General features: G+C 51.0%; 21 protein-coding genes and 2 pseudogenes. 8 read left to right on the top strand and 15 right to left on the bottom strand.

What is annotated here, in order from left to right:
• Positions 1 to 3: 3 nt before the first annotated feature.
• The 4 genes from AO388_RS17645 to AO388_RS17630 all read right to left on the bottom strand — a co-directional run bounded on the left by AO388_RS17645 (position 4) and on the right by AO388_RS17630 (position 1902).
• The gene (locus AO388_RS17645) at positions 4 to 339 is read right to left on the bottom strand and encodes a hypothetical protein (protein WP_058416833.1); all 336 of its coding nucleotides are present in this window, start codon (positions 337 to 339) and stop codon (positions 4 to 6) included.
• A complete protein-coding gene (locus AO388_RS17640; RefSeq protein WP_058416832.1) occupies positions 339 to 1046 on the bottom strand; it encodes a lytic transglycosylase domain-containing protein in 708 nt (235 codons plus the stop codon). The genes AO388_RS17645 and AO388_RS17640 overlap by 1 nt, the downstream gene beginning before the upstream one ends.
• Positions 1047 to 1058: 12 nt before the next feature.
• Positions 1059 to 1301, bottom strand: a complete 243-nt coding sequence (locus AO388_RS17635) for a hypothetical protein (RefSeq protein WP_058416831.1) — start codon at positions 1299 to 1301, stop codon at positions 1059 to 1061.
• A gap of 88 nt (positions 1302 to 1389) precedes the next feature.
• On the bottom strand, positions 1390 to 1902 hold the full coding sequence (locus tag AO388_RS17630) for a transcription termination/antitermination NusG family protein (protein ID WP_058416857.1): 513 nt from the start codon (positions 1900 to 1902) through the stop codon (positions 1390 to 1392).
• A 200-nt stretch (positions 1903 to 2102) separates the two neighbouring features.
• Here AO388_RS17630 and AO388_RS17625 point away from each other — a divergent pair, with 200 nt between their 5' ends.
• Entirely contained in the window at positions 2103 to 2513 is a 411-nt protein-coding gene (locus AO388_RS17625) for a helix-turn-helix domain-containing protein (RefSeq protein WP_083515831.1), read from the top strand.
• Between the two features lie 11 nt (positions 2514 to 2524).
• Here the strand turns inward: AO388_RS17625 and AO388_RS17620 are convergent, their stop codons facing one another.
• Both AO388_RS17620 and AO388_RS17615 read right to left on the bottom strand, forming a co-directional pair.
• Entirely contained in the window at positions 2525 to 2722 is a 198-nt protein-coding gene (locus AO388_RS17620) for a hypothetical protein (RefSeq protein WP_058416829.1), read from the bottom strand.
• Positions 2723 to 2820: 98 nt separating this feature from the next.
• Positions 2821 to 3921, bottom strand: a complete 1101-nt coding sequence (locus tag AO388_RS17615) for a polyamine ABC transporter substrate-binding protein (protein WP_058416828.1) — start codon at positions 3919 to 3921, stop codon at positions 2821 to 2823.
• 108 nt (positions 3922 to 4029) lie between these two features.
• Between AO388_RS17615 and AO388_RS17610 the strand changes: the two genes are divergently transcribed.
• Positions 4030 to 4803 (top strand): helix-turn-helix domain-containing protein, encoded by a 774-nt coding sequence (locus AO388_RS17610; protein WP_058416827.1) that lies wholly within the window; start codon positions 4030 to 4032, stop codon positions 4801 to 4803.
• 116 nt (positions 4804 to 4919) lie between these two features.
• On the opposite strand, the gene AO388_RS17605 is transcribed toward AO388_RS17610, so the two are convergent.
• Together AO388_RS17605 and AO388_RS17600 are read right to left on the bottom strand one after the other, a co-directional pair.
• Positions 4920 to 5270, bottom strand: coding sequence for a type II toxin-antitoxin system RelE/ParE family toxin (locus tag AO388_RS17605; RefSeq protein ID WP_058416826.1), 351 nt, complete (start codon positions 5268 to 5270; stop codon positions 4920 to 4922).
• 12 nt (positions 5271 to 5282) lie between these two features.
• Positions 5283 to 5531, bottom strand: coding sequence for a type II toxin-antitoxin system prevent-host-death family antitoxin (locus AO388_RS17600; protein ID WP_020304268.1), 249 nt, complete (start codon positions 5529 to 5531; stop codon positions 5283 to 5285).
• Positions 5532 to 5862: 331 nt separating this feature from the next.
• Between AO388_RS17600 and AO388_RS17595 the strand changes: the two genes are divergently transcribed.
• The 4 genes from AO388_RS17595 to AO388_RS17585 all read left to right on the top strand — a co-directional run bounded on the left by AO388_RS17595 (position 5863) and on the right by AO388_RS17585 (position 10664).
• The gene (locus AO388_RS17595; protein ID WP_058416825.1) at positions 5863 to 6822 is read left to right on the top strand and encodes a tyrosine-type recombinase/integrase; all 960 of its coding nucleotides are present in this window, start codon (positions 5863 to 5865) and stop codon (positions 6820 to 6822) included.
• Between the two features lie 98 nt (positions 6823 to 6920).
• The gene (locus AO388_RS17590) at positions 6921 to 7787 is read left to right on the top strand and encodes an HAD family hydrolase (protein ID WP_236713916.1); all 867 of its coding nucleotides are present in this window, start codon (positions 6921 to 6923) and stop codon (positions 7785 to 7787) included.
• Positions 7788 to 8483 (top strand): hypothetical protein, encoded by a 696-nt coding sequence (locus tag AO388_RS28875; protein ID WP_153003995.1) that lies wholly within the window; start codon positions 7788 to 7790, stop codon positions 8481 to 8483.
• A 354-nt stretch (positions 8484 to 8837) separates the two neighbouring features.
• Complete coding sequence (locus tag AO388_RS17585) at positions 8838 to 10664, top strand: ATP-binding protein (protein ID WP_058416823.1); 1827 nt, start codon at positions 8838 to 8840, stop codon at positions 10662 to 10664.
• Between the two features lie 265 nt (positions 10665 to 10929).
• Here AO388_RS17585 and AO388_RS17580 read toward each other — a convergent pair whose 3' ends face one another.
• From AO388_RS17580 to AO388_RS17560, 5 genes are all read right to left on the bottom strand, one after another.
• Positions 10930 to 11571 (bottom strand): SOS response-associated peptidase, encoded by a 642-nt coding sequence (locus AO388_RS17580; RefSeq protein WP_058416822.1) that lies wholly within the window; start codon positions 11569 to 11571, stop codon positions 10930 to 10932.
• Between the two features lie 220 nt (positions 11572 to 11791).
• Positions 11792 to 12079 carry a hypothetical protein gene (locus AO388_RS17575; protein WP_058416821.1) on the bottom strand — a complete coding sequence of 96 codons (288 nt, stop codon included), beginning with the start codon at positions 12077 to 12079 and terminating at the stop codon, positions 11792 to 11794.
• Positions 12069 to 12719 carry an AAA family ATPase gene (locus tag AO388_RS17570; RefSeq protein WP_058416820.1) on the bottom strand — a complete coding sequence of 217 codons (651 nt, stop codon included), beginning with the start codon at positions 12717 to 12719 and terminating at the stop codon, positions 12069 to 12071. The genes AO388_RS17575 and AO388_RS17570 overlap by 11 nt, the downstream gene beginning before the upstream one ends.
• Positions 12720 to 12830: 111 nt before the next feature.
• Positions 12831 to 13031, bottom strand: coding sequence for a hypothetical protein (locus tag AO388_RS17565; RefSeq protein WP_058416819.1), 201 nt, complete (start codon positions 13029 to 13031; stop codon positions 12831 to 12833).
• A 336-nt stretch (positions 13032 to 13367) separates the two neighbouring features.
• The gene (locus tag AO388_RS17560) at positions 13368 to 13778 is read right to left on the bottom strand and encodes a hypothetical protein (RefSeq protein ID WP_015061791.1); all 411 of its coding nucleotides are present in this window, start codon (positions 13776 to 13778) and stop codon (positions 13368 to 13370) included.
• 540 nt (positions 13779 to 14318) lie between these two features.
• On the opposite strand from AO388_RS17560, the pseudogene AO388_RS29685 reads away from it, so the two are divergent.
• Positions 14319 to 14574 (top strand): annotated as a pseudogene (locus tag AO388_RS29685) (recombinase family protein); the annotation flags it as partial.
• 19 nt (positions 14575 to 14593) lie between these two features.
• Positions 14594 to 14815: pseudogene (locus tag AO388_RS17555) on the top strand (Tn3 family transposase); the annotation flags it as partial.
• Positions 14816 to 14881: 66 nt separating this feature from the next.
• Here AO388_RS17555 and AO388_RS17550 read toward each other — a convergent pair.
• Both AO388_RS17550 and AO388_RS17545 read right to left on the bottom strand, forming a co-directional pair.
• A complete protein-coding gene (locus AO388_RS17550; protein ID WP_058416818.1) occupies positions 14882 to 15091 on the bottom strand; it encodes a carbon storage regulator in 210 nt (69 codons plus the stop codon).
• Positions 15092 to 15134: 43 nt separating this feature from the next.
• Positions 15135 to 15440, bottom strand: a complete 306-nt coding sequence (locus AO388_RS17545; RefSeq protein ID WP_058416817.1) for a hypothetical protein — start codon at positions 15438 to 15440, stop codon at positions 15135 to 15137.
• Positions 15441 to 15644: the final 204 nt, after the last annotated feature.

Raw genomic sequence — 15644 nt, 5'->3', positions numbered from 1 at the left:
TGGTCAACCCGGCACGCCGGTGCCGAACACCTGCCAGGCCGCCGTGCCCAAGGCCACTGAGCCACCGACAACCAGCAGCACACCCACTTGTTGCAAGTAGTCCATGAAAGTGTGCGAACGGTCGCCTGTAGAACGCGCAATCAGCCATTGGGCACCTGACCAGATCAGGCAAACCAGGCCCAGGGTGCCCGCTAGGGTGTAGAGGCCCAGGCGGATATTGCTGCCCCACTGGTTCAACGTGCTGAGCCAGTCAGCGGAGGCGATGCCGGGCAGGCAGGCCAAGGTCACCAGCAGAATGCACAGCTCGCCTTTGTTGGGCACAAGGGTACGTTTGATCATCATTGATCCTCTTCGGGGGTGGTTGAGGGTTGTTCAGGGGGTGAAGCCGGAACAGCAGGTGCAGCGGATGGCGCAGAAACAGGCGGTGGTGCCGGTGGCAGATAGCGCGGGTACTGGCGCAGTACGTCCCAGCTTTCGTAAGTCGGCTCAATGGTGGACGCAGGGGCCTGAGCGCGCTGGAGCTTGTTCGGTTCAGGTGATCCGCCTTCCAGCGCCGGGACCGTCACGGTGGTCGTGCCTGCATTGGCCAACACACGTTGCACGTGGCTGCTGCCACCAAATTCGGCCTCGGCCTTAAAGCCACGTTTGGGGTTGCCGCTGTAGTAACAGGAAATGGCTTTGTGCAAAGCGCTTTGCACATCAGGATCGGTTTTCCTGGCCTTTACATAGCAGGCCTGTAGCTCTCGCGCTGCCATGCGCAAGTTGGTGCAGGGTTCGAACACAGGTTCGGGTCGGCTGACATCGAAATGCTGCCGGTTGATTTGGCCCAGGCCGATGCTGAAGTCAGCGCCCTCTGCGACCAGCTTTTTCACCGCCAATACGGCTTCATCCAGGCTCTGCGGTTGACGCGGCAACACTTTGCCGCTCACGCCGATGGCATAGGGATTGAAGGAGGATTCTGTCTTGACGATGGGAGTCAGCGTGTCTGGGTGTATCGAGGGAGCGCATTGCATAGCCAGGGCCAGAAAGGCACTGGTGGTGAGCATTACAGGTTCCTTTTAATCTGGGGTCGTAAGAGGTTTGCCGGGTACCGTTTTTTTGGAGTCTTCAATCAGTTGCCCAACGGCCATTTCAAGAAAATTATCGATCAGATACCGAGCGAGCTCCGAGGGTGAAATCTGCCTAGAGCTTTGGGTTTCATAGCTAACCCGTATCGCAGCTTTATTCAGCGCCTCCACCCTGATCGGTCGGATATATACGCTTGATGTCTTGGTGGTTGCTTCGTCTTCGGATGACGCCATGGGAACTCCTAAAGGCTGTGAGAACGCAAAAAAACACCGCCAGGCAAGACCAGGCGGTGAAATGGGAAATAGTGGAAAGAAGTAATGCCTAGGCGGCATTCACCGTCGAGTAGAAAACGGTCCCAGAACGCCCGACAAGGCGCTCCAGCGCGGCGTTCTGTGACAGAAGCGCGAAGAAAGCCGCCCTGCGGGCAGCTTCAGATTTCAAGTCGATGATCTGACGGAGCGTTCTTTCTAGCTCTGTCGGCACATTGCGAAACTCGATGCAGTCGAGTGCGCGGTTAGAACGAATCAGCGCAGCAGCCTTTAATTCCTCTACCGTAGAGTCCTGCAAAACACAGGTTCGACCGCCGAACTGAACGAACCCATGGGCACCGTTCAACGCAGTGATGGTTGTGGTGTGCGTTACCTCGGGGTCGAACCGTAGCAGCAGATAGCCAGGAAATAGACGAACCTCCTTTTCTATAGATGAAGGGCGATCAGTACGTTTGCGAGAGGTGATCCTGACAGGGGAATACACCTCAACGTCTAACCGCTTTATCAATGTCATAAGTGACTGATAAACGGCAGAATTGTGCATCAAAACGTGCCAGTTTTTCATATTCAAAACCTTTAGATCAGGCGCTCTTTCGAATTCCGGAACCGCTGAGCCCAGGGGAGAATCATGAGCCATATACAGCCGGCTCTATCCGCTTCTGGATCGAAGGAGCTCAATCAAGGAACGGATTTCTAGGGAACAAAATAGATGGAACAGAAAAAAAAGTAAACACCTTTGTACCTAATAAACACATTTGTGGCTTTGTGAAGGCGCAAGCAGATGAAATTATTGGTTTTTTTGGAGACACTGTGGACACTCTCAGGAGCGTGGTAGGAGCAAAAATCAAAGCCCTTCGGAAGTCTTCTACGTTGAGCCAAGCGGACTTGGCGGAAAAGATTGGCTGCGACGCTCCGCTGATAGGACGTTACGAACGAGGCATAAACCTGCCTGGCATCGAGCAGTTGATAAGAATCGCAACCGTGTTCAACGTCGCTCCAGGAGAGCTGCTACCTGGTGGCCAAGATATTCTCCGCACGCGATTGATATCGCTCCGACAAGAACTTTCAGAAAAAATCAACCAGGTCGATTCTCCTGAAAGCCTTGAGGAAATAATCCGTCTCACAGATAAATTCATCGCATACAATAACCCGTCCAAAAAGACACAGTCTGAATAGATGAAAACTCGTTAAATCAGGCCATATTTTTGAGATAACTCCTCTATACGGCTTTTTCTCTGGAAGTTATATATACTCGATTGCATATCTAGAGGTAAGAAACCGTCTGCAACCAACGCAGCATATTTCTCATCCATTCGAACAAGTTGCACCAGCTCTTTGATTTCATCCCGGTGTGGTTTTTCTAGTACAGCGACTGGAGTAGTCATAGCCGATTCTGTCCTCAGATCTATACCATCACTAGAGCACTTCTACATAGACAAATCTACGCAAAACGCACTCAATATTCACGGCAACAATTTCCGAATTAAATACCACTTTTCACTTTTACCCAAACGCGTGTACGAATTCGCTCTAGTTTCAACGGAAGGGGCTCTAAAGGAAAAAGCCTACTAATAGTATCTTTGTCCAAATAAACCGAAGCGTTATCTCTAAGCTTTGGCTCCACAAACTGCTTTGCATCTTTATTAGCACTAGGGTAAAGGGTGTGATTTGAAGTTTTAGCAATCACTTCAGGGCGCAACATGTAGTTTATAAACGCCATGCCATTTTGAGGATGAGGGGCATCCTTCAACAACACCATATTCTCTGACCATACCAAAGCGCCTTCGCGAGGGATGGAGTATGCTATTCGACGTCCAGTTTTGTTTTTCTCATTCAACTCTTGCGCTGCAAGCGCACCATTTGCCCATCCTACAACCATACAAATATTACCATCAGCCAGATCAGCATCAATTTTAGATGAGTCAAAATAGCGTACATAAGGACGAATCTTGAGCAATAAGTCTTGAGCTTTCTGATAGTCGTCTGGGTTTTTGCTGTTGTGAGGCAGACCAAGGTAGTGCAAGGCTATCGAAATAATTTCACTCGGAGAGTCGAGCATTGCTACACCGCACTGCTGGAGCTTACTAATATTTTCTTCCTTGAACACCAAATCCCAACTATTTACCGGAGCGTCATCACCTAGTGCGGACTTTATCTTATCGACATCATATCCGATTCCGGTAGTCCCCCAAAGGTAGGGTACTGCGTACCGGTTTCCAGGGTCATTAATAGAAACCTTAGCCAGTATTTCGGAATCAAGGTGCGACCAGTTGCTGAGCTGGCTGCGATCCAGAGGTTGGAGCACTCCTGCAGTAATCAAGCTCGGCAACACGTTTGAGGTAGCTACCACTACGTCATACCCTGTGCGCCCAGCCATGACCTTGCTCTGCATGATCTCGGCGCTGTCAAAGGAATCAATGAGCAGTTGGCTGCCGGTTTCGTGCTCGAATTCTTTAGGGGTCTCAGGTGCGATGAAGGCATACCAGTTATATAGATGCACGCTGGGTTGGCTAGCGACCGCAATATTTAGCCCAGCGCTGAACAAAGAGGCAGTAATGACGGTCAACATACGAACGCTTTTCATAGGCTTACTCCGTGCCATTGGTCAGTCCCCATTGGTAGGTACCGAATCCATGAGGGCGCAATATAAACGTATCTAGTCAGGTTTTAAATAACCCAATAGGGGTAGACGATGCCAAACCAGCTTCAGGGACAAATTTGGCACAGGTCGATAGCGAAACTAATCGAAAAGCTCAACCGGCCTGAGTTTTGGAATTCGCTAGTCAGATTGCTAAAGGAATATGCACCAGTCGACAACTGGGTTGTGCTGATGTTTGGCAGCGAAGGGGTACAGGCAATTTGCTATCCTGATACTGCTGACGATGAAGAGATCGATGGGCTGCTCAACCGATATGTCAAAGGGCTATACATGCTTGATCCCTTCTACATAGCTAATCGAGAAAATCAGCAAAGCGGTTTTTTCCATCTCTTGGATATCGCACCGACTCACTTTTTGGAAACAGAGTACTATCATCTTTATTTTGAGCAATTTGTATCAGTAGATGAAGTTCAGTATAACGTTCAGCTTGACTCTGAAAGAACACTTTGCTTATCCATGGGTAGTAAAAGTCGGTTTACTCAGGAGCATATTGCTATATTCGAATTAATCAAACCATGGGTATTGGCTTTGATGAAGCAACGTATAGCTTCTGATATTGAAGAAAAAGAAAGCTCTGGCCCCCAGCAATGGCAGGACAAGATTATAGAGCTTGCTCCACAACTCACAGGTCGTGAGATTGATGTTCTAAAACTCGCCTTAAGTGGTTTTTCAAACAGCGAAATTGCTGGAAAGCTATCAGTATCTCCAGAGACAGTTAAAGTACATCGAAGAAACTTTTACAGTAAACTCAATATCAAATCGCAATCAGAACTTTTTGCTTACTTCTTCCAAAGCACCATAAGCTAACATAAAAGAAGTTATCATAAAGGGAGTGCGACTTTCTCGCATTCCCTTTCATGACTTGACGCTGTCAGAGACTAGACTGGATGGGATAGCACAAGCGTGTTTTGTCCATCCAGCCACTACATAGGCTGTAGCAGACAATAGCGGATCAGTGCCTGTTCAACACTCTGTTTACTAGCCAATACGAGCAATACGCTGATGTCGGTAATACCATCAGAATCCATCACCTCGTAAAAGATCCGGTATCCGTCAGTATTCAACTCACGATAGTGCAGTACGCCCAGCTCACTCAATTGAGGACTGACCGGATAGCCCAACGGGGTGGACATGAGCTTGTCCTGGATGGCATCGATAAGGGAATCTATGCGTTGAGCAGCTGATGAGAATCCCTGATAGACAGCCAGATGTTCAACCTGATCTTCGAGGCTTTGCTGGGCAACATCGGTAAAGCGTAGTGCAAACGTATTCATTTATGCTCCTATTTATTTTTGGGCGAACCTCCTGCTCAATCGGGCTTTGAGTTCGTCAGTGGAACAGTGCTTGCCTTGGGAGTACTCGCGGGAGCTGATTGCCAGGAGCTTCACCAAGGCAATTGACTCATCGCGGCGCTTACGATCAGCGTAAGACTCCACCACGTAGGCTGGGACACCGTTTTGCGTGACGACCAATGGCTCTTCAAGAGGCAGGTCGGCTGCGTTGCGTTTTAGATAACTTATTGTTTCAACTCGCATGAGTTGATATCTCCTTCATAGTGGCACCGAGAAACACATGCCTAACTTGGCTGCTTTGACTGCGCTTCTTGCCTAAGCTTCATACTACAGGTCTAAATATAGACCAAATACGATCCATTTGCAATCTTTATATTTTTCTCAGTGTCAAGGCCCTTCATAGACTTGGCGCAATAAAATTCACCTCCTAACTTTTATCTGTAAAAGTGGTGATAAAATACGTTATCACCACTTATCGCCGTTTATCGGTTTTAGCCGCAACCCTGCAGTCCACGTTGCTTTTATGACTGAAAAGGAAGCATACGATTGCGGCGTGGCCAGCTGGGAGAGAGAAATGCAGGAATTGACGAAAGCGGCTCAACTCGATCAGCGTCGCCTCACCGCAGTCGAATTTCAGACTCTGGCTCGCGTTCCGGCGGCAGTCGAGTGGTTTGCCAACCTGGACAACCCGCGGACCCGACGCGCCTACCAAAATGACTTGGAAGATTTCTGCGGGTTTGTCGGCCTGGCGTCGGCCGATGAGTTTCGCGTGGTGACCCGCTCGCACGTCTTGGCCTGGCGCGCCGATCTGGAACAACGCGGCCTAGCCGGGGCCACGATCCGGCGCAAACTGGCCGCGCTGGCCAGCCTCTTCGATCACCTCTTAGAAAACAATGCCGTCGCCGGCGGCAACCCGGTGCACGGCGTCAAACGGCCCAGGATTGATACCAACGAGGGCAAGACCCCGGCCCTGGGCGATCACCAGGCCAAGCAGCTGCTCGATGCTCCGGACACCGAAACGCTCAAGGGGTTGCGTGATCGGGCGATTCTGGCCGTGCTGCTGTACCACGGCCTGCGCCGCGAAGAAGCGGCGCAGCTGCACACCCACGACCTGCAGGAACGACGCGGCATCAAGCACCTGCGGGTCCACGGCAAAGGCAGCAAGATCCGCTTTTTGCCCCTGCATCCCGTGGCCGCCGAGCGCATCTACGCGTACCTGGAGCAGGACAGTGAGCGCGCAAGGAAGCCCGGTCCGCTGTTTCGCTCGCTGCGCGGCACCACCACCGGCGCTGGCATAACGACCAACGGCATCTACACCGTAGTGACGGCCTGGGCGAAAAAAGCCGGGATCGAGGTTGACGGCCTGGGGGTCCATGGGCTCAGAGCGACCGCTGCCACCAATGCCCTGGAGCATGAGGCCGACATCGCCAAGGTCCAGACTTGGCTGGGTCACGCCAACATCAGCACGACCAAGATCTACGATCGGCGAGAGTACCGGCCGGAGGATTCGCCGACTTACAAGGTAAGGTACTGAACATGTCTCATTAATCTTCCAACAGTTGAACAGAGGCGTAACAATCCATTGAGAAAAATATTATTACTGTCACAGTGTTCAACACTAGTAGAAATGATATGATTGACAACCCACAAAATGTAACAAGGATTGTTATGAAAAACCTCTTAATAACCGATGTTGATAACACGCTTTTTGACTGGCAACACATGTGGTACAAAAGTTTTTTGGCAATGAGCATGAAAGCTATTGATATATCAGGGATTGATCCAAACCGCTATTATGAAGAATGCAAAATACTGCACCAAAAACACGGAACAAGTGAATACTCTTTTGTACTAAGCGAACTGCCGTCGTTAAAAAAAATGTATGGAGATAATGTTAGAGACATTATGCAACCGGCAATTCAGGAATTTAGAGACTCGCAAAATAGCACTCTTGTTCTGTATCCGGGCGTAAGAGATACATTAAAGTCCTTAAAAAAAGAAGGCGTTACTATCGCAGCATTTACTGAGTCCAAAGCTTTTTACACTCACACTCGATTTAAAAAACTAGGACTGGATGAGATTGTGGATTTTATATACTCACCAAAAGATCATGTTCTGCCAGACGACCGAAATCCCACAGCAGGTTTGCTGACACATACAGAGCACAGATATACACCCGAGGGTGAAATGAAACCGAATCCGCATATTCTGCTAAGCATTATCGAGGAATTAAGTTTTAAACCTAACGACACCTTGTATGTAGGAGACAACCTGTTCAAAGATGTTTTCATGGCACAACAGGCTGGCGTCACCGACGTTTATGCTAGTTACGGTGCAGCACAGCACAGGACTGAAGAATACGACCTATTGAAAAAAGTAACACACTGGACTAATGACATGATTGAGAAAGAAAAAAAAGCTCTGCATCCCGGCGCAATTACACCTACACACTCAGCCACAAAATCATTTAATGAAATCCTAAAATTAATGAGATTGTAAATGGACGAGTTATCAGCGAAAGTTGAGATATGGAAGAAAATTGTTGACGTTCAACAGCATTTCAATGACTTAGAACTTCGAATAAGGAACTTCGCGCTAATTGTAACTGGTGCTTTTTTGGGATTGGGTGGCTACGCTATAAAAGATGGCGGCTTTGTAACAGTTGTTAATTTTAATATCTCAAGCGCTTCATTAATCGTGGCGGCAGCGCTCGTACCCCTTATAGCGTTTTATCTGATGGATAGACTTTGGTATCACCGATTACTCGAGGGATCTGTGACAGCGGGTATTAGCGCTGAGGAGGAGCTTAACAAATCCAATATACTTGTAAGCTTGGGGACTTGTGTTTCAACCCGTAGCCCATTCGTCATTCCACTCCTAAAATTGAAAGTACATTCGAGACATAAAATGGATGGGTTTTACGGCCTTTTATGTTTAGCAATAATTGTACTGACACTCACTCTAGGAATAGGAATCAGACCGTCCACTGGTCAATCAGAATATCTTTTATCAAACACATCGCATCGGCTATTCTTAAATGAAGATAACCTTGAGGCACGAAAAATATGTGAGAACCATGTTCAATACATGCTGATTAAAACGATGGGAGTTCCAGGCTCTGTTGTTACAGATCCTTACACCGGACGGCAAGCAGTGCTAGTTGCCGGCCATTGGAGTATCTTACCTCGTTGCTAAACATCAAAATCGGAAATCAAATGAGTCATGGCTAGCCGTAAAAGGCGTCGAGATACTCGCCGCCTTTTAGCTTATGTTTAGTGATATCTGTCGCTGTTTTCACAGATTTAATATAGGTAATATAGGACAATGCTAACGCGCCTAATGCTTGGGGTAGACCCAACAGTCGCGTCACCAACCGCCATTTGGGATTACGGCAGATCGAGCTAAGTATGCACGCTCGGAATGGCATTAGTGAGCTTAGCACCGGCGCAATGGTCCGCCCTCTGGATGGTTGCCGCGCCAGCGGACTCGGGGCATTATCCAGTGACGGCTGGCTTGGCTGTTTGGAAGACGCTCAGAGGGAGCTACGATATGCGCTTGGAAGCAATCAGCATCACCAACTTCCGCTGCTACAGAGAAGAACTCCGGGTTGAGCTGGACGACTTGACGACCTTTGTCGGCCGGAATGACATCGGCAAATCCGCCATCCTAGAAGCTCTGGAGATTTTCTTCAACGCAGACGTCGTGTCCATGGAGCAAGGGGATGCTCATGTCCACAGCGCAGACAAGACCGTTTCGATCACGTGCGAGTTCTCGGATCTGCCGTTGACGCTGACGTTGGACGCGGGTGCAGAGACCACGTTGGCCGATGAATACCTTTTGACCCAGAATGGTCGGCTGAAAATTCGAAAGTCCTACGACTGCTCAAGCAAGAAGCCATCTGCAGACATATTGGTGCTTGCCTTCCACCCCACCACTGCTGACTGCGACAACCTGCTGGAGCTGAAGGAGAAGGAGCTTCAAAAGAAGGTGAAGGACCTTGGCTTGGCGGTTGCACTGAAGGGCAACCCCGGCATGCGTCGCGCACTTTGGGCGGCTGCTGGCGACCTCAAACGTCAAGAGGTCGCGATCACGGTGGGCAAGCCCAAGGAGGACGTCAAGCGTATCTGGGACCAGATTGAGCCCCACCTGCCGATGTTCGCGCTCTTCCAAAGCGACCGGAGCAGTCGTGACTCGGACAACGAAGTTCAAAGCCCGATGAAGGCAGCCGTGGCTGCGGCTATTGCAGAGGTCCAAGACGACATCGCTCGAATCCAAACCAAAGTTCGCGAGAAGGCCGAAGAGATTGCGAAGAACACGCATACAGCCTTGGCCATGATTGATCCCAACCTGGCCAGCGAACTGACGCCCGAGTTCAGTCCTCCTACCGCCGCCAAGTGGCAGGGCCTGTTTTCCCTCGGCTTGAACACCGACGACGGCATCCCGTTGAACAAGCGGGGCAGCGGCGTCAGGCGGCTTGTGCTGGTGAGCTTCTTCAAAGCCGAAGCCGAGCGCCGACTCAAAACGAGCACAAAGCGTAGCATCATCTACGCGATCGAGGAGCCAGAGACGGCCCAGCACCCCAACAACCAGCGGATTCTCATCGACTCGTTCAAGATGCTGTCCGAAGATCCGGGCTGCCAGGTAGTGTTGACCACGCACAGTCCTGGATTTGCTTCGGCGCTGCCCCAAGAGGGCATTCGCTACGTTTCTCGCCACAACGACACCAAAAAGCCGCAGGTTGAGTCGGGCGTCGATGTGTTCGGCCAAGTGGCAGAGGCGCTGGGCGTGACGCCTGACAGCCGGGTTCAGGTGCTGGTGTGTGTCGAGGGCCCCACCGATGTCCTCGCATTGAAGTCCCTCTCCAAAGCGCTCCATGAGGCTGACTCCACCCTGCCGAACCTTGCTTCCGATGAGCGGCTGGCGTTTGTTGTCCTCGGCGGAGGAACGCTGGAGCACTGGGTCAACCAACACTACCTAAGGATATTAAAGAAGCGGGAAGTGCATATCTACGATGGCGATGTCCCGGCATATGCGGTAAGCGCGCAGCAGGTGAACGACCGAGAGGACGGTTCATGGGCCGTTGTCACCACCAAGCATGAAATGGAGAGCTACCTGCACAAGGACGCCATCAAGCAGGCGTTTGGGTTTGACATGGAGATCTCCGATCATCCAGTGGACGGCAAAGCTGTGCCAAAAGTCTTTGGAGAGGAATTTGTTGCCCATGCCGGCGTGGGTAGTCCACTCAAAGATTCCAACGCCAAGAAAAAGTTGGCTCAGCATGCTTTCCCGTGCATGACAGCGTCCATGCTGGACGAGCGCGATCCAGACGGCGAAGTTCGTGGTTGGATGCGTCGGCTTGGCGAGATGTTGGCTTAGAGGAATCAAACGCGCCTCTCCAAGGCTATCTCGCGGAACATGCGGAGCCTGCCGTAGCGAAGGCCCGCGATGCCACCAACCAAGCATAAGGGAGGGAGAGCGAGTCGTATGGGGCGATTCGGCCTCGACATGAATACTTGGCTCGATCTACCGTGATCCGAAATGGCGGCTGGTGACACGACTGTTGGGTCTAACCCGGCTTGGTGACTGGTGACAGCCAGCGCGATAGGTCACCCTGTCCATCACCAGCTCCAGGGAAGACTGATCACATGACCACGGCCAGCCGATCTGCCGGGTACTGGTTCATGAATGCTGCGCTCTGCTCTGGCCGCGCCGTCAACCAGTCCATATACGAACCCTTCGGCAAAATCACTACCATGCGCTTTTCGTCCTGGGGCTTGTGGTACGCCTTCATGAAGTCGTGATCATCTGCATTCACGGTCAGCATGGTGTAGCTGTGCAGGACCTGGTCGGTGGCCGGATCGCGCCACTGCTCCCACAGGCCCGCAATGCCCAGCAACTCGCCGTCTGCACGGGCTATCCGCGTGGCGATTGCCTTGCCTGATCGCCAGTCCGGCTCGTAGATGGCCACCGCAGGGATAATGCAGTGTTGTGCCTGGCGCCATGCATGTCGAAACGACGGTTTCTCGGCCACTGTCTCTGATCGAGCATTGTACGTGCGCCTGGCAATTTTACTGTCCTTGCTCCAGGACGGGATCAGCCCAAAGGAGCCAGTCAGCACTTCCATGGCTGCGGGAGACTCGTCGTCTTCGCCGCGTCCGTCAGGCCTGCGCAGGTATGGGCCGATGTAGCCAGGCCACAGATCGAGCCTGCCCTGGTCGAACAGTGCGACCCCGAACACTTCAGCAACCTGATGGGGTGACGGTGCTTCATAATGGCTACACATAGTGGCTCACGGGGGCATGTGGATGTACTAATGTGAGACGCCGCCCTGCCCTGCCGTTCCATTTAATCGACTGGTTACACCCTACTGCGACCATGCGCACAGGCAGAAACGAAAAAGGGTGCCTTAGGCACCCTCTTCGTATTAGATCCGGAAACCACTTGGCTTTCGCGAGCAAACTTTAATAGTTCATATTTAACAATTATTAATTGCTAAAATTTGGTTAATCCAACGTGTACCCTTGAGCTTCCAACGCATGCCTGACAATAGCGCTGACCGTCCTGTGTGCTTTCCCGGAACGCTTATTTTCACGCACATCGTCCTCAATTTTTTCCAGTATGCCTGGAGGCAAGCTGATAGAGACTGGAACGGGCTTCCTCATATCGGGAGCTTTTGCCAGCGGGGCGGAATCATAAGGCTTGCCAGCAAGCTCTTGGGCCAGGCGCTCAGATGCTTCCTCGCTGACCTGCCCCCGCCTATTTGCAGTCTCACTCGCCTTTTTAACTGCCATGGAACACCTCATCCAACAAACTCTTTATCTCGTTGGCTGCTTCTCGGTTTTTCCCTTCTAAAACTGACATTCCCGAAGGAATCGAGTCTTTGTAAGCCTTTCGATAGAAGCCGACCGAATCCAAAGGCTTGATCTCAGGATACTCGGAAAGAAATTCCAGGAATTCGCGCCTCTCAGTGATACGAACTGCAGGGTTTGGGGAAGCCATGGATTGATAGGCATATGCCTGCAGGTTTGGGTTTAGATCTCTGCAGCGCAAGACTTGCTCTTGCAGCTCCCCAAGGGTGTCCAGATCGAGCTGGCTGCACTGGTTTGGAGCAATGATGATGTCGGCCACTACTGCTCCGGTGATCAATTCACGCGAGTTTCTACCAGCGACGTCGACAATCACATAATCAAATTTCTCGCTCAGTGTTCGCAGCGTAACCGTGATGTTGTCGCGTTTTTCAATCAGGGTGATCTTCGGTTCCAGTTGTGCCGCTTCGCGCTCTGCGTACCATTTCGAGGCGCTGCGTTGCGCATCCGCGTCTACCAGGCAGACATCGTGGCCTTCCATTGCCAACCCAGTTGATACGTTTACGGCAGTGGTAGTTTTGCCTACGCCGCCTTTGTTCCCTCCAACGATCACGATTGTGCCCATGGGGTCTCCTAAATTAATTCGCAATTAATAATTCGCAAATAACAATTAATAATCAGCTCTGCGGCGCTTCTAGTCAAGCCAGATCCAGTGCTGATTGGTCCATGCCCCTTCTCAACGATCTAGAACAACCCGGCGCTTGGCTTTGCTACCGTCGATGTCAGTCGTTATAAGGATCAACGTGCCGGTAAAGCCGTTGCTTGTGTAGAAGCGGATCCACTCAGCTGCACGTGCTGCGCTGGTGGTGAATTCGTTGATGATCGTAGTAACACCTTCTGCATCAATGACCGCTCCATTTAGCGCATAAGAGGTCATATGCCATTCCCTTAGCCGAGATTGGACGGCACAGCTCCCTGCGTGCCCAAGCGGACAAGCAGAGGCCATTCGCTGAAGCCAAAAACAGCTTTCAGGTGATAAGGGAATGCTTACTAAGGAACGACATGAGCGACTCGGCGATGCAGGGTGCTGCAACCTCACCGGCAAACTGTTTTATCCAATAGCGATACTTAGGGTCTGCAAGGTCACGTAACAGCAAAGGACGAGCTGTGATACATTTCATGTTGAGCATGATTTTCCACCAGGTTGATTGTGTTCACGCTGGGGGTGGTTGCACCCATCCCCAGCACCTTCTTTAACTACCTTCTCCTTCTATTAGCCCATGAATGCCAGAATCGGCACGATATCCTGTGGCACACGACCTGTGAGGATTAGAAAATTTCGCCAGATCTCGTAAGGCACGTCTTGGCTCCCCTCCTTGAACTTCCTAATCCGTCTGTCTGATGCGATGCGAAGCAATCCCGCCAGCTTTTTATCCGTCGCATACGCGTCGAAATGGTCCTGGAAGTGCCGGAAATAGGACCTGACTATTTCAGCGTGAGGTGCTTCCCATCCTTCGTGCTTACGCAACAGGTGAGTACGCGGAAACAAAGCCTCGTCTAGATCCTTCGGACCAGGAATGCTAGGTGCGTACAGGTTTGCTTCGAGCTGCTTTATCGCCTCGCGAGTAGCCTTCTCGAAAATCAATCTCTGCTGTTCAGGGATACCAGGTAGCTCAATCTTCATTGTCATCCCACTAATTAATAAATCATAATTATTAATTGCCAATTAATAAATCATACGAAGGAACGTAAAGACTGGGGCCTTGCGGCCCCTTCTTTACCGTGGTGACAGTTCGATACGCTGAACGTCTGAAACACGGATGTTGACCAGGTTCAGCGACCCTGTTGCCAACCTTTCCCAGTAACCTTGCTGATGCACATGCATCAACGCGTAGAAAAGGTAGTCAGGTAGAACGATGTCTGTTCGGTTCACCAAGACACCTATGTGTTCAGGATTGAACACTCGCCCTGGTGCACCGCATCGATCAGCTGAACCCCGACGAATTATCCAAAAGTGAGCCTCTGGAAAATTCGTTCGGATAGTCGCTACATCTGAAAGTCTCATCTCGTTCCTCGTAGGTGGCAACGACTAGCCCCCTCAGGATCGAGTGGCTCTCTGCGTGCCACCAACAAGGACATAATAGGCCCAAATGGGCCTAGGATCAACAAAATTATTAATTAATAATTACTAAATAACAAGGCTATTCCATCTCTCGGCTAGGGAGCAGACTGTCCTGAGCAGCAGCGCATAATTGAGGACCTGCAACCAGGTGAAGTCGCCATAGCGGAGAAGATCGGCCGAATCAGCCCTCTTAACCTAGTCGAACCGGAAAAGCTTGTGGGCACTATCAGAGCGTAGGGCGCACGCCTGGCGGTGCCCGGCATTGTCGATCTATCGGAATTGGCAAAGACATCCAGTGGCGTAGCCGAGGTAGTGTTGCAAGGCGTGCAGGCCATGCTATTTGCGTGTGGCCCTACAATAAGACAAGGGAGAGCGACAGCGTATTAACCCTGGTGACACCCGCCATCGTACTGTGGAACACGGTCTCCCTGGATCGGGCCACCCTAGGGCTGACTGAAGCCGGAAAGCCGGTTAATACCGATCTGTATCAGTACCTGTCGCCATTGGGCTGGGAGCACATCAACCTGACCGGCGATTACGTCTGGCGGCAGGGCCGCAAGCTGGAAGACGGTAGATTCAGGCCGTTACGACAGCTCTGAAAACCTTAGCGCTCGATTTTTTTCCTAATTCTCTAGGCTCTACTACGAGACGGCCTAAAGCTGAAGCTACCTTGATTCTGATCTGGTGACCAACGAGCGCCGCCGCTTATGAGTGATGGCCGGGCCTTGCTTGCGATCGCTCACTTCGCGGACCTCAACGAAATCCGGAGCGTCAATCTGGATACGCACAGCCCCCTCTGAAACGCTTAGGACTTGGACCTGAATTGCATCGCCGATCCTAATGTTTTCACCTTCGCGGCGAGTGAGAAGGAGCATACGATTTTTTCCTTTTTACTAGGACCACTGGGCCAGCACCCTTTTACATTGGTTGCTCATGACTCACTTCATGAACGGCCGCAGTACCCGTCATTGTCACATAGAGAAATCCACCGTTGCCAAAGACGCCAATAGCGGTGGTCACCTGCACACCAAAAAGGATTGTTGTCCTACGTGGAGCACTGGCCATGAATGACTCATAAGCTTCCGACCACTCATTACGGTTTCGATCCATGAATGATTGGATCAACCCTTTTTGAGTGATCTGGATCGTGCTAGTCACGGAAAAGACGCCAAGATTTTCGACAAGCCTGTAACCCGATGGGAGGGGGGTAGTCAGTAATTCCATGCTAATTCTCTTCAGTTTATAATGAAGCAACGGTCACTGTGTCTCAATAGAGCTGAGCTCAACACGCGAGAACTCCAGAGTGGTGCCGGTTGAAAAGTTGTAGGATGCGGTGTCAGTCACTGTGAGGTTGGACACTTCGTAACCGTCCGGGCAACACACCTTCCTGACACCGTCGCTTGAGGCGATGGTGTCCACCCAAATATA

Source organism: Pseudomonas sp. ICMP 10191 (assembly GCF_001467335.1).
Lineage (GTDB): Bacteria > Pseudomonadota > Gammaproteobacteria > Pseudomonadales > Pseudomonadaceae > Aquipseudomonas > Aquipseudomonas cerasi.
The sequence above is the reverse complement of the archived record's forward strand: the minus strand, read 5'-3'. Positions and strand labels throughout refer to the sequence as shown.

Coding starts and splice junctions, on each gene's coding strand:
- AO388_RS17580 (WP_058416822.1), bottom strand. CDS start 11,571: ATGTGTAGCCATTATGAAGCACCGTCACCCCATCAGGTTGCTGAAGTG.
- AO388_RS17620 (WP_058416829.1), bottom strand. CDS start 2,722: ATGACTACTCCAGTCGCTGTACTAGAAAAACCACACCGGGATGAAATC.
- AO388_RS17605 (WP_058416826.1), bottom strand. CDS start 5,270: ATGAATACGTTTGCACTACGCTTTACCGATGTTGCCCAGCAAAGCCTC.
- AO388_RS17600 (WP_020304268.1), bottom strand. CDS start 5,531: ATGCGAGTTGAAACAATAAGTTATCTAAAACGCAACGCAGCCGACCTG.
- AO388_RS17560 (WP_015061791.1), bottom strand. CDS start 13,778: ATGAAGATTGAGCTACCTGGTATCCCTGAACAGCAGAGATTGATTTTC.
- AO388_RS17615 (WP_058416828.1), bottom strand. CDS start 3,921: ATGAAAAGCGTTCGTATGTTGACCGTCATTACTGCCTCTTTGTTCAGC.
- AO388_RS17635 (WP_058416831.1), bottom strand. CDS start 1,301: ATGGCGTCATCCGAAGACGAAGCAACCACCAAGACATCAAGCGTATAT.
- AO388_RS17630 (WP_058416857.1), bottom strand. CDS start 1,902: ATGAAAAACTGGCACGTTTTGATGCACAATTCTGCCGTTTATCAGTCA.
- AO388_RS17595 (WP_058416825.1), top strand. CDS start 5,863: ATGCAGGAATTGACGAAAGCGGCTCAACTCGATCAGCGTCGCCTCACC.
- AO388_RS28875 (WP_153003995.1), top strand. CDS start 7,788: ATGGACGAGTTATCAGCGAAAGTTGAGATATGGAAGAAAATTGTTGAC.
- AO388_RS17590 (WP_236713916.1), top strand. CDS start 6,921: ATGATTGACAACCCACAAAATGTAACAAGGATTGTTATGAAAAACCTC.
- AO388_RS17645 (WP_058416833.1), bottom strand. CDS start 339: ATGATCAAACGTACCCTTGTGCCCAACAAAGGCGAGCTGTGCATTCTG.
- AO388_RS17640 (WP_058416832.1), bottom strand. CDS start 1,046: ATGCTCACCACCAGTGCCTTTCTGGCCCTGGCTATGCAATGCGCTCCC.
- AO388_RS17565 (WP_058416819.1), bottom strand. CDS start 13,031: ATGACCTCTTATGCGCTAAATGGAGCGGTCATTGATGCAGAAGGTGTT.
- AO388_RS17550 (WP_058416818.1), bottom strand. CDS start 15,091: ATGCTCCTTCTCACTCGCCGCGAAGGTGAAAACATTAGGATCGGCGAT.
- AO388_RS17545 (WP_058416817.1), bottom strand. CDS start 15,440: ATGGAATTACTGACTACCCCCCTCCCATCGGGTTACAGGCTTGTCGAA.
- AO388_RS17610 (WP_058416827.1), top strand. CDS start 4,030: ATGCCAAACCAGCTTCAGGGACAAATTTGGCACAGGTCGATAGCGAAA.
- AO388_RS17585 (WP_058416823.1), top strand. CDS start 8,838: ATGCGCTTGGAAGCAATCAGCATCACCAACTTCCGCTGCTACAGAGAA.
- AO388_RS17570 (WP_058416820.1), bottom strand. CDS start 12,719: ATGGGCACAATCGTGATCGTTGGAGGGAACAAAGGCGGCGTAGGCAAA.
- AO388_RS17575 (WP_058416821.1), bottom strand. CDS start 12,079: ATGGCAGTTAAAAAGGCGAGTGAGACTGCAAATAGGCGGGGGCAGGTC.